Source organism: Amorphus suaedae, assembly GCF_053629675.1.
Window position 1 is genome coordinate 180636 of the sequence record NZ_JBRJIT010000003.1, and the last position, 14821, is coordinate 195456.

Below are 14821 nucleotides of genomic sequence, written 5' to 3' on the forward strand. Positions count from 1 at the left end.
GCAGCGGCGGCCCGGCGGCCGGCGCTGGCAACTTTTTCCCTTGGGGTTGCCCTCTCCCCGCCCAATCTGGGAGATAGCACCCAAAGCGCGCATCTCCGCCGCTGTTGCTCGATTGTTCCAATCGGCTCAGGATCACCGAATGATTCGCTCCACTGACGGCTCCGCCCTGCCCGTTGTCCCGGGCTTCGAGGAGGCACCTGCTCCGCGCCGCGGCGGCATCGCCGAACGCGCGCTCGGCGGTGCCCGGCCGGCGGCCGCCTATCTGGACAAGCTGAACCCCGAGCAGCGGCGCGCCGTGGAGACCGTCGACGGTCCCGTGCTGGTGCTCGCCGGCGCCGGCACCGGCAAGACGCGGGTGCTGACCACCCGCATCGCCCACATCCTCGCCACCGGCCGCGCCCGGCCCGGCGAGATCCTGGCGGTGACCTTCACCAACAAGGCCTCGCGGGAGATGAAGGAGCGGGTTGCCAGCCTGGTCGGCCCGTCGGCCGAGGGCATGGCCTGGCTCGGCACCTTCCACGCCATCGGCACGCGCATCCTGCGCCGCCACGCCGAGCTCGCCGGCCTGCGTCCCGACTTCACCATCCTCGACGCCGACGACCAGATCCGGCTCTGCAAGCAGATCATCCAGGCCGAGGGGCTGGACGAGAAGCGCTGGCCGGCGCGCCAGCTCCACAACATCATCGACAGCTGGAAGAACCGCGGCCTGGCGCCGGCCGACGTCCCGCTGGGCGAGGCCCGCGCCTTCGCCAACGGCCGCGGCGGCGAGCTCTACAAGGCCTACCAGGAGCGCCTGCGGATCCTCAACGCCACCGACTTCGGCGACCTGCTGCTGGAGCCGATCCGCCTGTTCCGCGCCCACCCCGACGTGCTCGCCTCCTACCAGCAGCGCTTCCGCTACATGCTGGTCGACGAGTACCAGGACACCAACGTCGCCCAGTATCTCTGGCTGCGGCTGCTCGCCCAGGGCAACCGCAACCTCTGCGTCGTCGGCGACGACGACCAGTCGATCTACGGCTGGCGCGGCGCCGAGGTGGACAACATCCTGCGCTTCGAGATCGACTTCCCGGGCGCCGCGGTGATCCGGCTGGAGCGCAACTACCGCTCCACCGGCCCGATCCTGGCCGCCGCCTCGCACCTGATCGGCCACAACCAGGGCCGTCTGGGCAAGACGCTGTTCACCGACGACGTCGACGAGGACGCCGAGAAGCTGACCGTCGCCTCGGCCTGGGACTCCGAGGAGGAGGCCCGCGCCATCGGCGAGGAGATCGAGTCGCTCCAGCGCAAGGGCAACTCGCTCAACCAGATGGCCATCCTGGTGCGCGCCTCGTTCCAGATGCGCGAGTTCGAAGACCGCTTCGTCACCCTCGGCCTCTCCTACCGGGTCATCGGCGGCCCGCGCTTCTACGAGCGCCGCGAGATCCGCGACGCGCTCGCCTACTTCCGCGTCATCGTGCAGCCGGCCGACGACCTCGCCTTCGAGCGCATCGTCAACACGCCGAAGCGCGCCATCGGCGAAGTCGCGATGAAGACGCTGCATGACATGGCGCGCGACCGGCGCATCCCGCTGGTGCAGGCGGCCACCGAGATCATCCAGACCGAGGAGTTGAAGCCGAAGACCCGCACGGCGCTGCGCGACCTGCTCGCCTCGTTCGCGCGCTGGCGCTCCGAGCTCGACCGGATGTCCCATACCGAGCTCGCCGAGATCGTGCTCGACGAGAGCGGCTACACCGACATGTGGCGGATGGACCGCTCGGCCGACGCGCCGGGCCGGCTGGAAAACCTGAAGGAACTGGTGCGCGCCATGGACGCGTACGATTCCCTGCCGAGCTTCCTGGAGCACATCTCGCTGGTGATGGACACCGACAGCGAGGCGGGCTCGGAAGCCGTCACCATCATGACGCTGCACGCCGCCAAGGGGCTGGAGTTCGACACCGTGTTCCTGCCCGGCTGGGAGGAGGGGCTGTTTCCCCACCAGCGCGCCGTCGACGAGAGCGGCCAGGCGGGGCTTGAGGAAGAGCGCCGGCTCGCCTACGTCGGCCTGACGCGCGCCCGCAAGCGCATCTTCGTCTGGTTCGCGGTCAACCGCCGCATGCACGGCATGTGGCAGTCGACGGTGCCGTCGCGCTTCCTCGACGAGCTGCCCGAGGCCCACGTCCAGGTCCGCGAGCAGGGCGGCTACGGCGGGTATGGCGGCTACGGCCAGAGCCGGTTCGACCGCGTCGAACCGTTTTCCTCCACCTACGCCACGCCCGGCTGGGAGCGCGCCCAGCGCCGCAAGTCGCAGGGCACGCCCCAGGGCGGTGCCCGCGCGCGCGGGCCGCTCACCATCGAGGGCGAGCTGGTCGCCAAGAGCGTTTCCGACCACGCGCCGGCCTTCGATGTCGGCGCCCGGGTGTTCCACCAGAAGTTCGGCAACGGCTCGGTCGCGGCGGTGGAGGGCAACAAGCTCACCGTCGATTTCGACAAGGCCGGCCGCAAGCGGGTGCTCGATTCGTTCGTCCAGGCGCCTTGAGGCCGGCCGCGCCGGCGGGGCGTTCGCCGCGCCCCTCCCGGCGCCTCGCCTTGCGCCCGGCGCCCCGGTAGTCTAGTTGCGTGGGTCCCCCCGCGTCCCCGCCCTCAGACCGTCCGGTCCCCAGGGTCGCCGTTCGACACCGGGGCCCTGTTTGTTGAACACGCGTTCGGTTGGGACGGCGGATTGCGCCTGCCCCGCACGTCCAGGAAAAGGTCAGGCATCATGGATCGCATTCGGCTGAGAGGCGGTGGCCCGCTGATGGGCACGATCCCGATCTCCGGAGCGAAGAACGCGGCGCTGCCGCTGATGATCGCCAGCCTGCTCACCGACGAGACGCTGACGCTGGAGAACGTGCCGCGCCTGCGCGACGTCCAGCAGCTCTTCCACATCCTCTCCAACCACGGCACCGACTGGTCCGTGGAGGGCAAGCGCGCCGGCCAGGACGACATGACCGGCCAGACGGTGCACCTGTGCGCCCGCGCCATCGTCGACACCACCGCGCCCTACGAGCTGGTCTCCACCATGCGCGCCAGCTTCTGGGTGATCGGCCCGCTGGTCGCCCGCATGGGCGTGGCGCGCGTGTCGCTGCCCGGCGGCTGCGCCATCGGCACCCGGCCGGTGGACTTCTTTATCGACGGCCTGCAGGCGCTCGGCGCCGAGATCGAGATCGACCAGGGCTACGCCATCGCCCGCGCGCCGAAGGGCCTCGTCGGCGGCCGCGTCGACCTGCCGCGCGTGTCGGTCGGCGCCACCCACACGCTGATGATGGCGGCGAGCCTCGCCAAGGGCGAGACGCTGATCACCAACGCCGCCCGCGAGCCCGAGGTCGTCGACCTCGCCAACTGCCTAATCGCCATGGGCGCCCAGATCGAGGGCGCCGGCACGTCGGAGATCACCATTCAGGGCGTCGACCGGCTGCGCGGCGCGCGCCACCGCGTGCTGCCCGACCGCATCGAGACCGGCACCTACGCCATGGCCGTCGCCATGACCGGCGGCGACGTGACGCTGGAGCACGCCCGCGCCGACCTGCTGACGGCCGCGCTCGCGACGCTGGAGCGCGCCGGCGCCGAGATCACCGAGACCAACCGCGGGCTGCGCATCCGCCGCAACGGCGCCGGCATCGCCGCCGTCGACGTGGCGACCGAACCGTTCCCCGGCTTCCCGACCGATCTCCAGGCCCAGTTCATGGCGCTGATGACCATGGCCAAGGGCACCTCGCGCATCACCGAGACCATCTTCGAGAACCGCTTCATGCACGTTCAGGAGCTGGCCCGCCTCGGCGCGAAGATCCATCTCGACGGGCAGGTCGCGACCGTCGAGGGCGTCGACAAGCTGCGCGGCGCGCCGGTGATGGCGACCGATCTGCGCGCCTCGGTGTCGCTGGTCATCGCCGGGCTGGTGGCCGAGGGCGAGACGATGATCAACCGCGTCTACCATCTCGACCGCGGCTTCGAGCGGCTGGAGGACAAGCTCGGCCGCTGCGGCGCCGACATCGAACGGATCTCGAGCTAGCGCCCGTCCGTTCGGTTACATCCGGTCGGCAAGGCACGGAATCGCGCGGGCCGTCCCGTCTTCAGCCCTTTCCTGTCGATCAGGTGTTTCCACCTGGGCGGAAAAGGCTCTAGGGAAGTGCAGACGCAGGCCTGTCGCCACCCAACAACTGGATCGCAAGACGCCCGCCATGCCCCAATTGAAACTCGCGGCCCTCGACACCGACGACCTCGAAGTTCTGTCGGCGCATGTCCAGGACGCCGTCCTCAACGTCGGCGCCCTGCGCTGGCGCGCCGCCGACCAGCGGTTCGTCGCCGTGCTGAACCGGTTCGTGTGGGAGACCACCACCAGCGGCCGCCGCAAGCGCGACGAGCGCCGCCGCGCCGCGCTCGACTTCACCCACGTGACCGGCGCCCGCGCCAGCCGGCTGCGCCGCGACGCGCCCGATGCCATCCTGTCGCTGCTGGCCATCACCTTCGAGCCGGGCGAGCTACCGGCCGGCGTGATCACCCTGCATTTCTCCGGCGGCGGCGCCATGCAGCTCGACGTCGAGTGCATCGAGGCGACGCTGACCGACCTCGGCCCCGCCTGGGCGGCCCGGGGTCGTCCCGAACACGACCTGAGCGAATGACCGGTTCCACGCAAGGAAACGCCCCCGTGCCGCTTCGACTGTCCAGCGCCGACGCCGGATTCGAGACCGCCTTCGCCGCCCTGCTCGCCACCAAGCGCGAGGTGTCCGAGGACGTCGACGCGACGGTGCGCGCCATCGTCGCGGACGTGCGCGATCGCGGCGACGCAGCGCTGATCGAGTACACCAACCGCTTCGACCGCCTCGACCTCGCCGCCCTCGGCATCGCTGTCGACGGCGACACCGTCGACGCGGCCGTCTCCCGGGTGCCGCCCGACCAGCGCGACGCGCTCGCCTTCGCCAAGGCGCGCATCGAGGCCTATCACGCCCGCCAGCGGCCCGAGGACGCCCGCTTCACCGACGACGCCGGCGTCGAGCTCGGCTGGCGCTGGTCGGCGGTGCCTTCGGTCGGCCTCTACGTGCCGGGCGGAACCGCCGCCTATCCGAGTTCCGTGCTGATGAACGCGGTGCCGGCCAAGGTCGCCGGCGTCGAGCGCGTCGCCATGGTGGTGCCCACGCCGGACGGCCGGATCGCGCCGCTGGTGCTGGCCGCCGCCCGCATCGCCGGCGTCGACGAGATCTACCGGGTGGGCGGCGCCCAGGCCGTCGCGGCGCTCGCCTACGGCACCGAGACCATCGCGCCCGTCGCCAAGATCGTCGGGCCGGGCAACGCCTTCGTGGCGGCCGCCAAGCGCCAGGTCTTCGGCACCGTCGGCATCGACATGATCGCCGGCCCGTCCGAGGTCGTGGTGGTGGCCGACGGCGCCAACAACCCGGACTGGATCGCCGCCGACCTGATGGCCCAGGCGGAACACGACACCGCCGCCCAGTCGATCCTGATCACCGACGACGCGGCCTTCGCCGACGCCGTCGCCCGCGCCGTCGAGGCCCACCTGGAGACGCTGCCGCGCGCCGAGATCGCCCGGGCGAGCTGGCGCGACTTCGGCGCCATCGTCCTGGTGCGCGCGATGGACGAGGTGCCGGCGCTGGTCGACCGGCTGGCGCCGGAACACCTGGAGCTGGCGGTGGCCGACCCCGAGGCGCTGTCCCTGAGGATCCGCCACGCCGGCGCGATCTTCCTCGGCGCCTACACGCCGGAGGCCGTCGGCGACTATGTGGCGGGCTCCAACCACGTGCTGCCGACGGCGCGGTCGGCGCGGTTCTCGTCGGGCCTGTCCGTTCTCGACTTCATGAAGCGCACGTCGCTTCTGCGCTGCGATGCGGAGAGCCTGTCACGGCTCGCCGCCGCCACGCGGACGCTGGCGGGCGCGGAAGGACTCGATGCCCACGCCAGATCGGTTTCGATCCGGCTCAATCACTGAGCGAGGCTCCACGGCCATGGTCGACGCTTCCGCAGACGGCTCGCGCCAAAGGCTCGTTGCGATCGACTTCGACGAAAGCTCGATCGCGCGCTCGACCCCCGACATCGAGCACGAGCGCGCGGTGGCGATCTACGACCTCATCGAGGAGAACCATTTCGCGCCGGTCGGCCACGAAGGCGGCCCCTACCGGCTGGCGCTCGCCATCGTGGAGAACCGGCTGGTGTTCGCGGTGGCCCAGGAGGACGGCGCCGACGTGATGACCCACGTCCTGTCCCTCACCCCCTTCAGGAAGATCGTCAAAGACTATTTCCTGATGTGCAACAGCTACTTCGAGGCCATCAAGACGGCCTCGCCCAGCCAGATCGAGGCCATCGACATGGGACGGAGGGGCGTGCACAACGAGGGATCGCAGATCCTGCTCGACCGCCTCGACGGCAAGATCGAGATCGACTTCAGCACCGCCCGACGCCTGTTCACGCTGCTCTGCGCGCTGCGTTGGCGGGGCTAGTCGCGTGAGCGGAACCGGGCGCCCGGGCGCGGTTCTCTTCGTCTGTCGGCAGAACGCGGTGCGCTCGCCGATGGCCGCCGCGCTCGCCCACCACCTGTTCCCGCAGAGCATCTACACCCGGTCGGCCGGCGTGGTGGCCGGCGGCGAGCCCGATCCGTTCGCCGTCGCGGTGATGAACGAGCTCGGCCTCGACATCTCCAAGCATCGCCCGCGCACGCTGGAGGAACTGGCCGACACCAGCTTCGACCTGGTCGTGACGCTCGCCCCGGAGGCCCACCACCGGGCCCTGGAAATGGCCCGCACGGAGGCCTTCGACGTGGAGTACTGGCCGACCCCCGACCCGACCGTCACCGGCGGATCGCGCTCGCAGATCCTCGACGCCTACCGCTCCGTCCGCGACGGTCTCGCGCGCCGCATCAGGGAACGGATGGCAACGTGATCCGGATTATCGCCCGTCGGAGAGCTTTACGGCCGCATTTCGCATGATCAGACGTATTTTCAACTGCACGATGATTCGCTACGGTCTCGCCCACTCGGCATCGGCAGAGACCATCTACGCGCATGGCCAAAGAAGAAGTACTGGAAATTCCCGGCACTGTTTCGGAGCTTCTCCCAAACGCCACGTTCCGCGTCAGACTCGAGAACGAGCACGAAATCATTGCCCACACCGCCGGCCGCATGCGCAAGAACCGCATCCGCGTCCTTGCCGGCGACAAGGTTCTGGTCGAAATGACGCCCTACGATCTTTCAAAGGGCCGGATTACATACCGGTTCAAATAGCCATCCGTCCCCTCGGACCCCGAACCGGTATCCAAGCATATGACTGATTGCCATGACTGACCGTCAGACCCTCGTCCTCGCCTCCGGATCGCCGCGCAGGCTCGCGCTCCTGGAACAGATCGGCATCGTGCCCGATCACCTCGCGCCCTCCGATGTCGACGAGACGCCGGGAGACGGCGAAGGCCCGGCCGCGCTGGCCCAGCGGCTTGCCCGCATGAAGGCCGACGAGGCCTACGAGCGCGCCCGCACCGACAAGGAGGTCGGCGCCGCCTTCATTCTCGCCGCCGACACCGTCGTCGCCGTCGGCCGCCGGATCCTGCCCAAGGCGGAGACGCTGGCGGAGGCCGAGAGCTGCCTCGACCTGCTGTCGGGGCGCGGCCACCGGGTCTACACCGGCCTCTGCCTGATCTCGCCGAAGGGCAAGCTCCGCCTCAAGGCCATCGAGACCCGGGTGCGGTTCAAGCGGCTGTCGCGCCAGGAGATCCAGGCCTATCTCGCCTCCGGCGAATGGCGCGGCAAGGCCGGCGGCTACGCCATCCAGGGCATCGCGGCCGCCTTCGTGACCAAGCTCGTCGGCTCCTATTCCAACGTCGTCGGCCTGCCGCTTCACGAGACCGCGGCGATGCTGACCGGCGAGGGCTTCCGGATCTTCGACGGCTGGGCCGCCGGCAGCCGGCAGATCGAGGCCCCCTCGGAGATCGCGGTGAAGACCGAAACGGTCTGACCCCGGTCCGCCTTCGCCCGCCCGGGCCACCCCCGTCGTTCGGATCGCCCCGATCCGAACCGCAGATCCTCAAGCGCGTTCGCCTCAGATGAGATACCGGGAGACACCCTTGAAGAACCGCAAGCGCTCCGGCGCGGGAAGCGGCGGCGCCACGCCCGAGGCGTCCGGCAAGAAGCCGGGCAAACGGTCGTGCCCGATCTGCCGCAAGCCGGCGGTGCAGGAGTTCCGGCCGTTCTGCTCCAAGCGCTGCGCCGACATCGATCTCGGCAAGTGGCTGGGCGGCGCCTACGCGATCCCCGTGGTCGAGGAAGACGGCTCGGCCACCCCGTCGGGCGACGACGAGGACTGACGCCGCCTTCCGCCCCCTGGGGCGCGCCGGGCTTCCCGGCCCCCGCGTCGCGGGAAGGCTTGCATTCGCTGGAAATCGGCGGAAAGATGCGTATCTTCTAATTTACCCCGCGACGGAGGGGGATCCCCGGTCCGTCGCGCGGTATCCGGTGCGTGAAGGTAGGGGGACAGCCATGTCCGTCTATGTCGTCAATGCGGTGCGCCACGACAGCGAGGGCCAGCCCTCCGCGGTCCTGTTGCGGGCGCGGATCGAAGCCCAGTCCGACGGCGTCGCCGTCAACCAGGCGCGGGCCTATTCCAACGACTACTGGAACATCGGCGGCGGGGGCTATGCCTGGCTGTCGGATGCCGACGGCGCCACGATCTGGTCGTTCAAGGTCTGACCCGGCCGGCGCTGCGCCGCCCCCGGCCCGCACCCCCCGTCTCTCCCGATCGCCGGCCGTCCCGGTGTTGACAGCCACGCGGCCAAGCCCCATAACCCGGCGTCAGTTTTTACTCGGCGCGCGCGGAGCCCGTGCGCGCCTTTGTCGTTTGCCAGGGTCGACCGATGAAAATCAAGAACTCGCTCAAGTCGCTGATGAAGCGCGACCGCAACAACCAGATGGTTCGCCGCAAGGGCCGCGTCTACATCATCAACAAGAAGGCCCCGCGCTACAAGGCGCGCCAGGGCTGACGCCGCTTGCCGGCCTGGCGGACCCGTTCCGCCGGCCGACCGCGCGTGGCCGTCCTCTCCCGCCACGCGGCCTCGCGGTCCGTGCCCGCCTCGTGCCGGCCGGCCGCGACGATCTTTCCCGCATCGCGCCCATGAGCTGCCCGCCGGTCCCGCGGGACGCCCGGCCCGTGGCCGTCCGCGCCACGACACCGTGATCCGGATGCGGTCGATCGCCCTTTGACGGGCGCCGGGGTCCGCCCCATACTTCCTTCCATGAACACCCGTTTCGCGACGACCCTGATCCTTGCCGGCGCGCTGGTCGCGGCCGCGCCCGCCTATGCGCAGGACGCCGGCTCGCGCTTTCCCGGCGGCCCGGAGGCGGCCCCCCTCGAGGAGACCGCGCCGCCGCCCGTGCCGGAGACCGAGGAGACGCGCGAGACCCGGCTCGACCGCCTCTACGCCCGCCTCAAGGAGGCGCCGGACGAGAAGCGCGCGAGCGCCATCGCCCGCAACATCCAGCGCGAGCTGATGAACTCCGGCAGCCCCACCATCGCCCTGCTGATGACCCAGGCCGCCGCCGCGGTGGAGGCCAAGGAGCTGCCCGTCGCCCTCGACCTGCTCGACGCCGTCGTGCGGCTGAAGCCCGGCTACGCCGAGGGCTGGAACCGCCGCGCCACCGTCTACTACATGCTCGACGACTACGGGAAATCGCTGGCCGACCTGGAACGCGCGCTGGCGCTGGAGCCGCGCAACTGGGAAGCCATCGGCGGGCTCGCCTCGATCCTCAACGCCATCGACGAGAAGGAAGGGGCCCGCGCCGCCTGCGCCCAGGCCCTGGAGATCTATCCGCTGCAGTCGCGCATCAGGAAGTCCTGCGACGAGCTGGACTCCGAGGCCGACGGCGAGGACATCTGAACCCGTCCTGACGGCGCCGGCATGGGGCCAAGCCCCAGGCCACCCTCTCCCCTCCCGACTCCCGCCTGATCCGCTCCTGGCCCGCCGCCCGGGCGACCGGCCAACCGGGTCGCGTCACCCCCGCGGCAGGGCCGGGGCCGAGGAACCGTCCGCCGACGACCCGCCGGCCGGCCCGCGTCCGGGCCGGCGACCGTCGATCGCCCTGACCACGTTGCCGACGTCGCCGCCGATGCCGATCAGCGCCGGCACCAGCACCAGTACCAGCAGCGTCGCCGCCGCGATGCCGAACACCATGGTCACCGCCATCGGCAGCAGGAACTGCGCCTGCAGGCTGGTCTCGAACAGCAGCGGCGCCAGCCCGCCGATGGTGGTGAGCGAGGTCAGGAGCACCGCGCGCAGGCGGTCGCAGCTGGCGCCGATCGCCGCCGTCGCCAGCGCGTCCCCGTCCTTCAGCCGCTCGTCGAGCCGGCTGACCAGGATGATGGAATCGTTGACCAGGATGCCCGACAGCCCGAGCAGGCCGATCAGGCTCATGATGGTCAGGTTGAAGCCCAGCAGCAGATGGCCGAGCACCGCGCCGACCAGCCCGAACGGGATGATCGCCATCACCGCCAGCGGCCGCCAGTAGGAGCCGAACACCCAGGCCAGGATGATGTAGATGACCGACAGGGCGACCCAGGTGCCGAGCTTCAGGTCGGCGAACGAATCCTGCTGCTCCTCCGCCTTGCCGGCGAACGAGAAGCCGATGCCGTGGCGCGCCGCGATCTCCGGCATCACCTCGGTGCGCATCAGCTCGGTGATCGCGGTGGCGGTGTTCACCTCCGGGTCCACGTCGGCGGTCACCGACACCGTCGTCTTGCCGTCGCGGCGCAGGATCACCGAGAAGGCGTCGCTCTCCTCCAGGCTCACCACCTCCGACAGCGGCACGAACGCGCCGCTGTCGCTCTTCAGCCACATCTGCCGCAGCGCCGCGTCGCCGGTGTCGCCCTGGGCGAGCTTGACGCGGACCTTCACCTCCTCGTCGCCGATCGGGATGCGGCGGGCGATCGCCCCGTCGAAGGCGTTGCGCACCTGGGTGGCGACGCTGTCGAGGGTGAAGCCCAGCGCCGCGCCGCGCGGCGTCAGGCGCAGGGCGAGTTCGGGCTTGCCGTAGGGCAGGTCGTCGGCCACCGCGCTGACGCCCGGCACCGCCTGCAGCGCGGCGATGACGTCCTGCGCGGCGGTCTTCAGCACCTCCGGCGCGGCGCCGTCCAGGCGCACGTCCAGATCGCGGCCGGGCGGCCCGCCGCGCCGCTCGTTGATGGCGAACGACTTCAGCCCCGGGATCTCCGGCACCGCGTTGCGCCAGGCCCGGACCACCTCGGGCGTGCGGATCGAGCGCGCCTCCGAGGGCGTCAGCTGCACGTCGATCTCCGCCAGGTTGTCGCCCCGGTTCTGGCCGGAGACGCCGAGCGTGCTCGAGACCGAGCGCAGCAGCGGCTCGGTGCCGCCGGAGAGCTGCTGCTCGGCCACGTCGAGCGCCGTCTCCACCGCCTCCACCGCCGCGATGACCTGATCCTCGGGCGTCCCGGCGTTGACCTCCAGGGTGGCGCGCAGGCTTTCGGATTCCGGCGAGGGGAAGAACACGAAGCCGACCCGCCCGCCGGCGACGAGGCCGACGCCGACCACCACCAGCGCCGCCAGCGCCAGCGCCAGCGTCGTGTAGCGCCAGCGGAACGTCAGCGTGACGAAGCCGCGGAACGGCCCGTCGCGGAAGCGCGCGAAATTGCCGTCGAACCAGGTGCGGAAGCCGTTCTTGGCGTGGCCGGCCCCGGCCCGCTTCGTCGAGGCGGCGCGCACCCTGAGCAGCGCCAGCTCCACCAGGCCGGCCAGCGCGAACGCCAGTGCCGCCAGTCCGAGCGCCGCGCCGATGGGCCCGACGGCCGCCCGCGTCGCGGCAACCGCATGGAGGATCGCCGCCATCGCCGGTGGCGCCCCCTCGGCCGGCAGGCTGGCGAGCGCGGCCAGCACCACCGCGATGACGATGCCCACCAGGATCTGGCGCACCAGCGACCAGCGCGGCGCGCCGCGCGGTCCGCCCGAATGGGCCAGGTGCGCCGGCAGCACCAGGAAGCACTCGATCAGCGACGCCGTCAGCACCGAGATGGTGACCAGCGGCAGCACCTCGATGATCTGCCCCATCACCCCGCCCAGCAGGAACAGCGGCGCGAAGGCGGCGACGGTGGTCAGGCTCGCCGCCAGCACCGGCACCAGCATCTGGCGCGCCCCCACCTCGGCGGCGTGGGGCGGCGGATCGCCCGCGTCCTCGCGGGTGGCGGTCTGCTCGGCCACCACGATGGCGTCGTCGACGATGATGCCCAGCATCATGATCAGCGCGAACAGGCTCATCATGTCGATGGTCTGCCCGGTCAGGTACATGATGGCGATGGTCGCCGACATGGAGATCGGGATGCCCAGCGCCACCCAGGTGGCGATGCGGGCATTCAGGAAGGTGAACAGCACCAGCAGCACCACCAGGAGCCCCTGCCAGCCGTTGCGGACGAGCAGGTTGATGCGGTCCCACAGGAAGCTCGCCGTGTCCTGCGTCTCCAGGATCTGCAGGGTCGACGGCAGCGTGCCGCGGATCTCGCCGAGGTACGCCTTCAGGATGGCGTCGGTCTCCAGCGCGTCGGCCGACACCGCCCGCTGCACCACGATGCCGATCGCCGGCATGCTTTTGTGGATGCCGCGCGCGGCGGCGTCGTCGAAGGCGCGGCCGACGGTGGCGATGTCGCGCAGCAGGATGCGCTCGCCGCTCGGGAAGGTCTTCACCTCGATGTCGGCGATGTCCTCCGGCGTCTCGCCCAGCGCCAGCGCCCGCACCTGCTTCTCCACGTCGCCGGACACCGTGCCCGACGGCCGGTCGAGGGTGTTGCGGGCGATCGCCGAGGCGACCTCCTCGATGCTCATGCCGAGGCGCACCAGCGTCCGCTCCGGCACCGAGACGTCGATCTCCTGGTCGCGCATGCCGGTGAAGGTGACCTTGTCGATCCCCCGGTCCAGCAGGTCGTCGCGGATCCGCTTGGCGTAGATCTGCAGCGCCGCCTCATCGAACGGGCCGGTCAGGATCAGCTTCGCCACCGTGTCGTGGAAGCGGTTGCTGGTGATGGTCGGCTTCTCGCTCGATTCCGGCAGGGTGGTGATCTGGTCGATCTCCTGCTCGACGTCGGCGAGCGCCTTCTGCATGTCGGTGGCCGGATCGAACTCGATGATCGTCGTGCCCGCCCCCTCGCGGGCGTAGGAGGTGACGTGGTCCACCCCGTCGAGGAAGCGCACCGCCGGCTCCACCGCGTCGAGGATGTTGGCCGAAACGTCCTCCGCGCTCGCCCCCGACCAGGTCACCGAGACGGTGATCTGCTTCTCCTCGACGGTCGGAAAGAACTGCGTGTTGATGCGCGCCAGCGAGAAGGCGCCGGCCATAAGCATCAGGATCATCAGAAGGTTGGCGGCGTTCGGGTGCCGGACGAACAGCTGGATCAGCCCGCCGGCGCGGTCGCGGCCGGGCGCGCTCACTGGGGGAGCACCCGCACGGCGGAGCTGTCCACCGCCGTGGTCGGTTCCGCCAGCGGCGGGGTCAGCGTCTCCTTCACCAGCACGCCGTCGCCGGCCTCCGCGATGCGGGTCACCAGCACGTGGTCGCCGGCCGCGAGATCGCCGTCGACGATGACGCTCTCGCCGTCCTGGGCGAGCACCGAGACGGCGCGCCGCGTCAGCCGGCTGTCGCGCACCACGAACACGTGGTCGCCGTCGTAGACGGAGGCCGCCGACAGCCGCAGCGAATTGTCGAAGCTGCGGCCGGGCAGCCGGACATCGACGAAGGCGCCCGGGCGCGGCAGCGGCACGTCGCCGCCGTCGTCCAGATGGGCATAGACCTGGATGCCGCCCCGCGAGGCGCTGATCTCGGCGCCGACGCGCACGATGGTCGCCTGGTAGCGCCGGGGCGTCTCGCCGATCCGCCACACCACGCCCACCCGGGTGCCCACGAGCCGGTCCGACCCCGACACCAGCGTTCCGTACTGGCGGTCGGAGAGGGTGAACTCGACGTCGACGTCGTCCACCTGGTCGAGGGAGACCGCCAGGTCGTTCTCGCCGATGCGGCGGCCGATCTCGACCTCCTCGGCGACCACGACGCCGTCGAACGGCGCCTTCAGGGCGGTGTCGGCGAGGTCGCGCTCGGCGCTGCGCACGCGCCATTCCAGCCGGTCGATCGTCGCGGCCTGCTGCTCGATCCCGGCCTTCTCGATGGCGATCTCGTTGGTGAGCTGGTCGAGCGACTGCCTGCGCTGGCTGACCAGCAGCGTCCGCTCGTCCACCGACTGCGCGGTCCCGGCCTGCCGCTCCACCAGCGTCCGGGCGCGCTCCAGGTCCCGTTCGCCGAGCTCGAGCTGGGTCTGCACCTGCTCCAGCGCGCCGCGCTTCAGCTCCACCCGCGACTTGGCGGCGGCCATCTGGGCCTTCGCCTCGGCGAGGTTGGCGCGGGCTTCCACCAGCGCGCCCTCGTAGCTGAACGGATCGATGCGCAGCAGCGTCTCGCCCTTGGCGACCGTGGCGCCGACCTCGACGGAGGGCGACACCTCGACGATCTCGCCGCCGACCAGCGCGCGCAGCTCCACCCGCGCGGCGGGCTTGACCTCGCCGTACACCGACACCGTCGGGCGGTGGGGGCCGCGCGCCAGCTCCACCGTCTCCACCGAATAGGCGGTTTCCTGCGGCGTCCTGCGCACGACCTCGGGCTTGGAGGCGATCAGCCACTGGGTGAACGCCACCGCGCCGGCGAGCACGAGCACCGGCAGCACGACCTTCGCCGTCAGGCCGAGGGTCGTCCGCATCCGTCCGCGGGAACTGTGCAGGTCGTCAGGCAACGTCGATCGAGCCTCATCACCGGGTCGCCGGCCCATG

14 protein-coding genes are annotated in these 14821 nt (G+C 70.9%); 12 read left to right on the plus strand and 2 right to left on the minus strand.

Translation table 11 applies throughout. From position 1 onward, the window contains the following. Window positions 1-139 precede the first annotated feature (139 nt). The 12 genes from AB7M35_RS22270 (at window position 140) to AB7M35_RS22325 (ending at window position 9883) form a co-directional block, all read left to right on the plus strand. The gene (locus AB7M35_RS22270) at window positions 140-2515 is read left to right on the plus strand and encodes an ATP-dependent helicase (RefSeq protein ID WP_453962758.1); all 2376 of its coding nucleotides are present in this window, start codon (window positions 140-142) and stop codon (window positions 2513-2515) included. Between the two features lie 222 nt (window positions 2516-2737). After that, window positions 2738-4027: a UDP-N-acetylglucosamine 1-carboxyvinyltransferase gene (murA, locus tag AB7M35_RS22275; RefSeq protein WP_453962759.1), complete on the plus strand. Its 1290-nt coding sequence runs from the start codon at window positions 2738-2740 to the stop codon at window positions 4025-4027. A gap of 169 nt (window positions 4028-4196) precedes the next feature. Next, window positions 4197-4637 (plus strand): DUF2948 family protein, encoded by a 441-nt coding sequence (locus AB7M35_RS22280; RefSeq protein WP_453962762.1) that lies wholly within the window; start codon window positions 4197-4199, stop codon window positions 4635-4637. A gap of 26 nt (window positions 4638-4663) precedes the next feature. Then, window positions 4664-5956, plus strand: coding sequence for a histidinol dehydrogenase (gene hisD / locus AB7M35_RS22285; RefSeq protein WP_453962764.1), 1293 nt, complete (start codon window positions 4664-4666; stop codon window positions 5954-5956). 16 nt (window positions 5957-5972) lie between these two features. Further along, the gene (locus tag AB7M35_RS22290) at window positions 5973-6464 is read left to right on the plus strand and encodes a UPF0262 family protein (RefSeq protein WP_453962766.1); all 492 of its coding nucleotides are present in this window, start codon (window positions 5973-5975) and stop codon (window positions 6462-6464) included. 4 nt (window positions 6465-6468) lie between these two features. Next, window positions 6469-6903 (plus strand): arsenate-mycothiol transferase ArsC, encoded by a 435-nt coding sequence (locus AB7M35_RS22295; protein WP_453962767.1) that lies wholly within the window; start codon window positions 6469-6471, stop codon window positions 6901-6903. Between the two features lie 122 nt (window positions 6904-7025). After that, window positions 7026-7244, plus strand: a complete 219-nt coding sequence (gene infA, locus AB7M35_RS22300; protein ID WP_453962769.1) for a translation initiation factor IF-1 — start codon at window positions 7026-7028, stop codon at window positions 7242-7244. Between the two features lie 52 nt (window positions 7245-7296). Then, window positions 7297-7968, plus strand: coding sequence for a Maf-like protein (locus tag AB7M35_RS22305; RefSeq protein ID WP_453962771.1), 672 nt, complete (start codon window positions 7297-7299; stop codon window positions 7966-7968). Window positions 7969-8077: 109 nt separating this feature from the next. Beyond that, window positions 8078-8317, plus strand: a complete 240-nt coding sequence (locus tag AB7M35_RS22310; RefSeq protein ID WP_453962773.1) for a DNA gyrase inhibitor YacG — start codon at window positions 8078-8080, stop codon at window positions 8315-8317. Between the two features lie 172 nt (window positions 8318-8489). Beyond that, window positions 8490-8699, plus strand: a complete 210-nt coding sequence (locus AB7M35_RS22315) for a hypothetical protein (protein ID WP_453962775.1) — start codon at window positions 8490-8492, stop codon at window positions 8697-8699. Window positions 8700-8863: 164 nt separating this feature from the next. Then, complete coding sequence (gene ykgO / locus AB7M35_RS22320) at window positions 8864-8989, plus strand: type B 50S ribosomal protein L36 (protein WP_453962777.1); 126 nt, start codon at window positions 8864-8866, stop codon at window positions 8987-8989. 252 nt (window positions 8990-9241) lie between these two features. Then, on the plus strand, window positions 9242-9883 hold the full coding sequence (locus AB7M35_RS22325) for a tetratricopeptide repeat protein (RefSeq protein WP_453962778.1): 642 nt from the start codon (window positions 9242-9244) through the stop codon (window positions 9881-9883). 114 nt (window positions 9884-9997) lie between these two features. Here AB7M35_RS22325 and AB7M35_RS22330 read toward each other — a convergent pair whose 3' ends face one another. Further along, window positions 9998-13435, minus strand: coding sequence for an efflux RND transporter permease subunit (locus AB7M35_RS22330; RefSeq protein WP_453962780.1), 3438 nt, complete (start codon window positions 13433-13435; stop codon window positions 9998-10000). After that, complete coding sequence (locus AB7M35_RS22335) at window positions 13432-14751, minus strand: efflux RND transporter periplasmic adaptor subunit (protein WP_453962782.1); 1320 nt, start codon at window positions 14749-14751, stop codon at window positions 13432-13434. The genes AB7M35_RS22330 and AB7M35_RS22335 overlap by 4 nt, the downstream gene beginning before the upstream one ends. Between the last annotated feature and the right edge of the window lie 70 nt (window positions 14752-14821).

Coding starts and splice junctions, on each gene's coding strand:
- AB7M35_RS22325 (WP_453962778.1), top strand. CDS start 9,242: ATGAACACCCGTTTCGCGACGACCCTGATCCTTGCCGGCGCGCTGGTC.
- AB7M35_RS22270 (WP_453962758.1), top strand. CDS start 140: ATGATTCGCTCCACTGACGGCTCCGCCCTGCCCGTTGTCCCGGGCTTC.
- infA (WP_453962769.1), top strand. CDS start 7,026: ATGGCCAAAGAAGAAGTACTGGAAATTCCCGGCACTGTTTCGGAGCTT.
- ykgO (WP_453962777.1), top strand. CDS start 8,864: ATGAAAATCAAGAACTCGCTCAAGTCGCTGATGAAGCGCGACCGCAAC.
- AB7M35_RS22280 (WP_453962762.1), top strand. CDS start 4,197: ATGCCCCAATTGAAACTCGCGGCCCTCGACACCGACGACCTCGAAGTT.
- AB7M35_RS22335 (WP_453962782.1), bottom strand. CDS start 14,751: ATGCGGACGACCCTCGGCCTGACGGCGAAGGTCGTGCTGCCGGTGCTC.
- AB7M35_RS22315 (WP_453962775.1), top strand. CDS start 8,490: ATGTCCGTCTATGTCGTCAATGCGGTGCGCCACGACAGCGAGGGCCAG.
- AB7M35_RS22305 (WP_453962771.1), top strand. CDS start 7,297: ATGACTGACCGTCAGACCCTCGTCCTCGCCTCCGGATCGCCGCGCAGG.
- murA (WP_453962759.1), top strand. CDS start 2,738: ATGGATCGCATTCGGCTGAGAGGCGGTGGCCCGCTGATGGGCACGATC.
- AB7M35_RS22290 (WP_453962766.1), top strand. CDS start 5,973: ATGGTCGACGCTTCCGCAGACGGCTCGCGCCAAAGGCTCGTTGCGATC.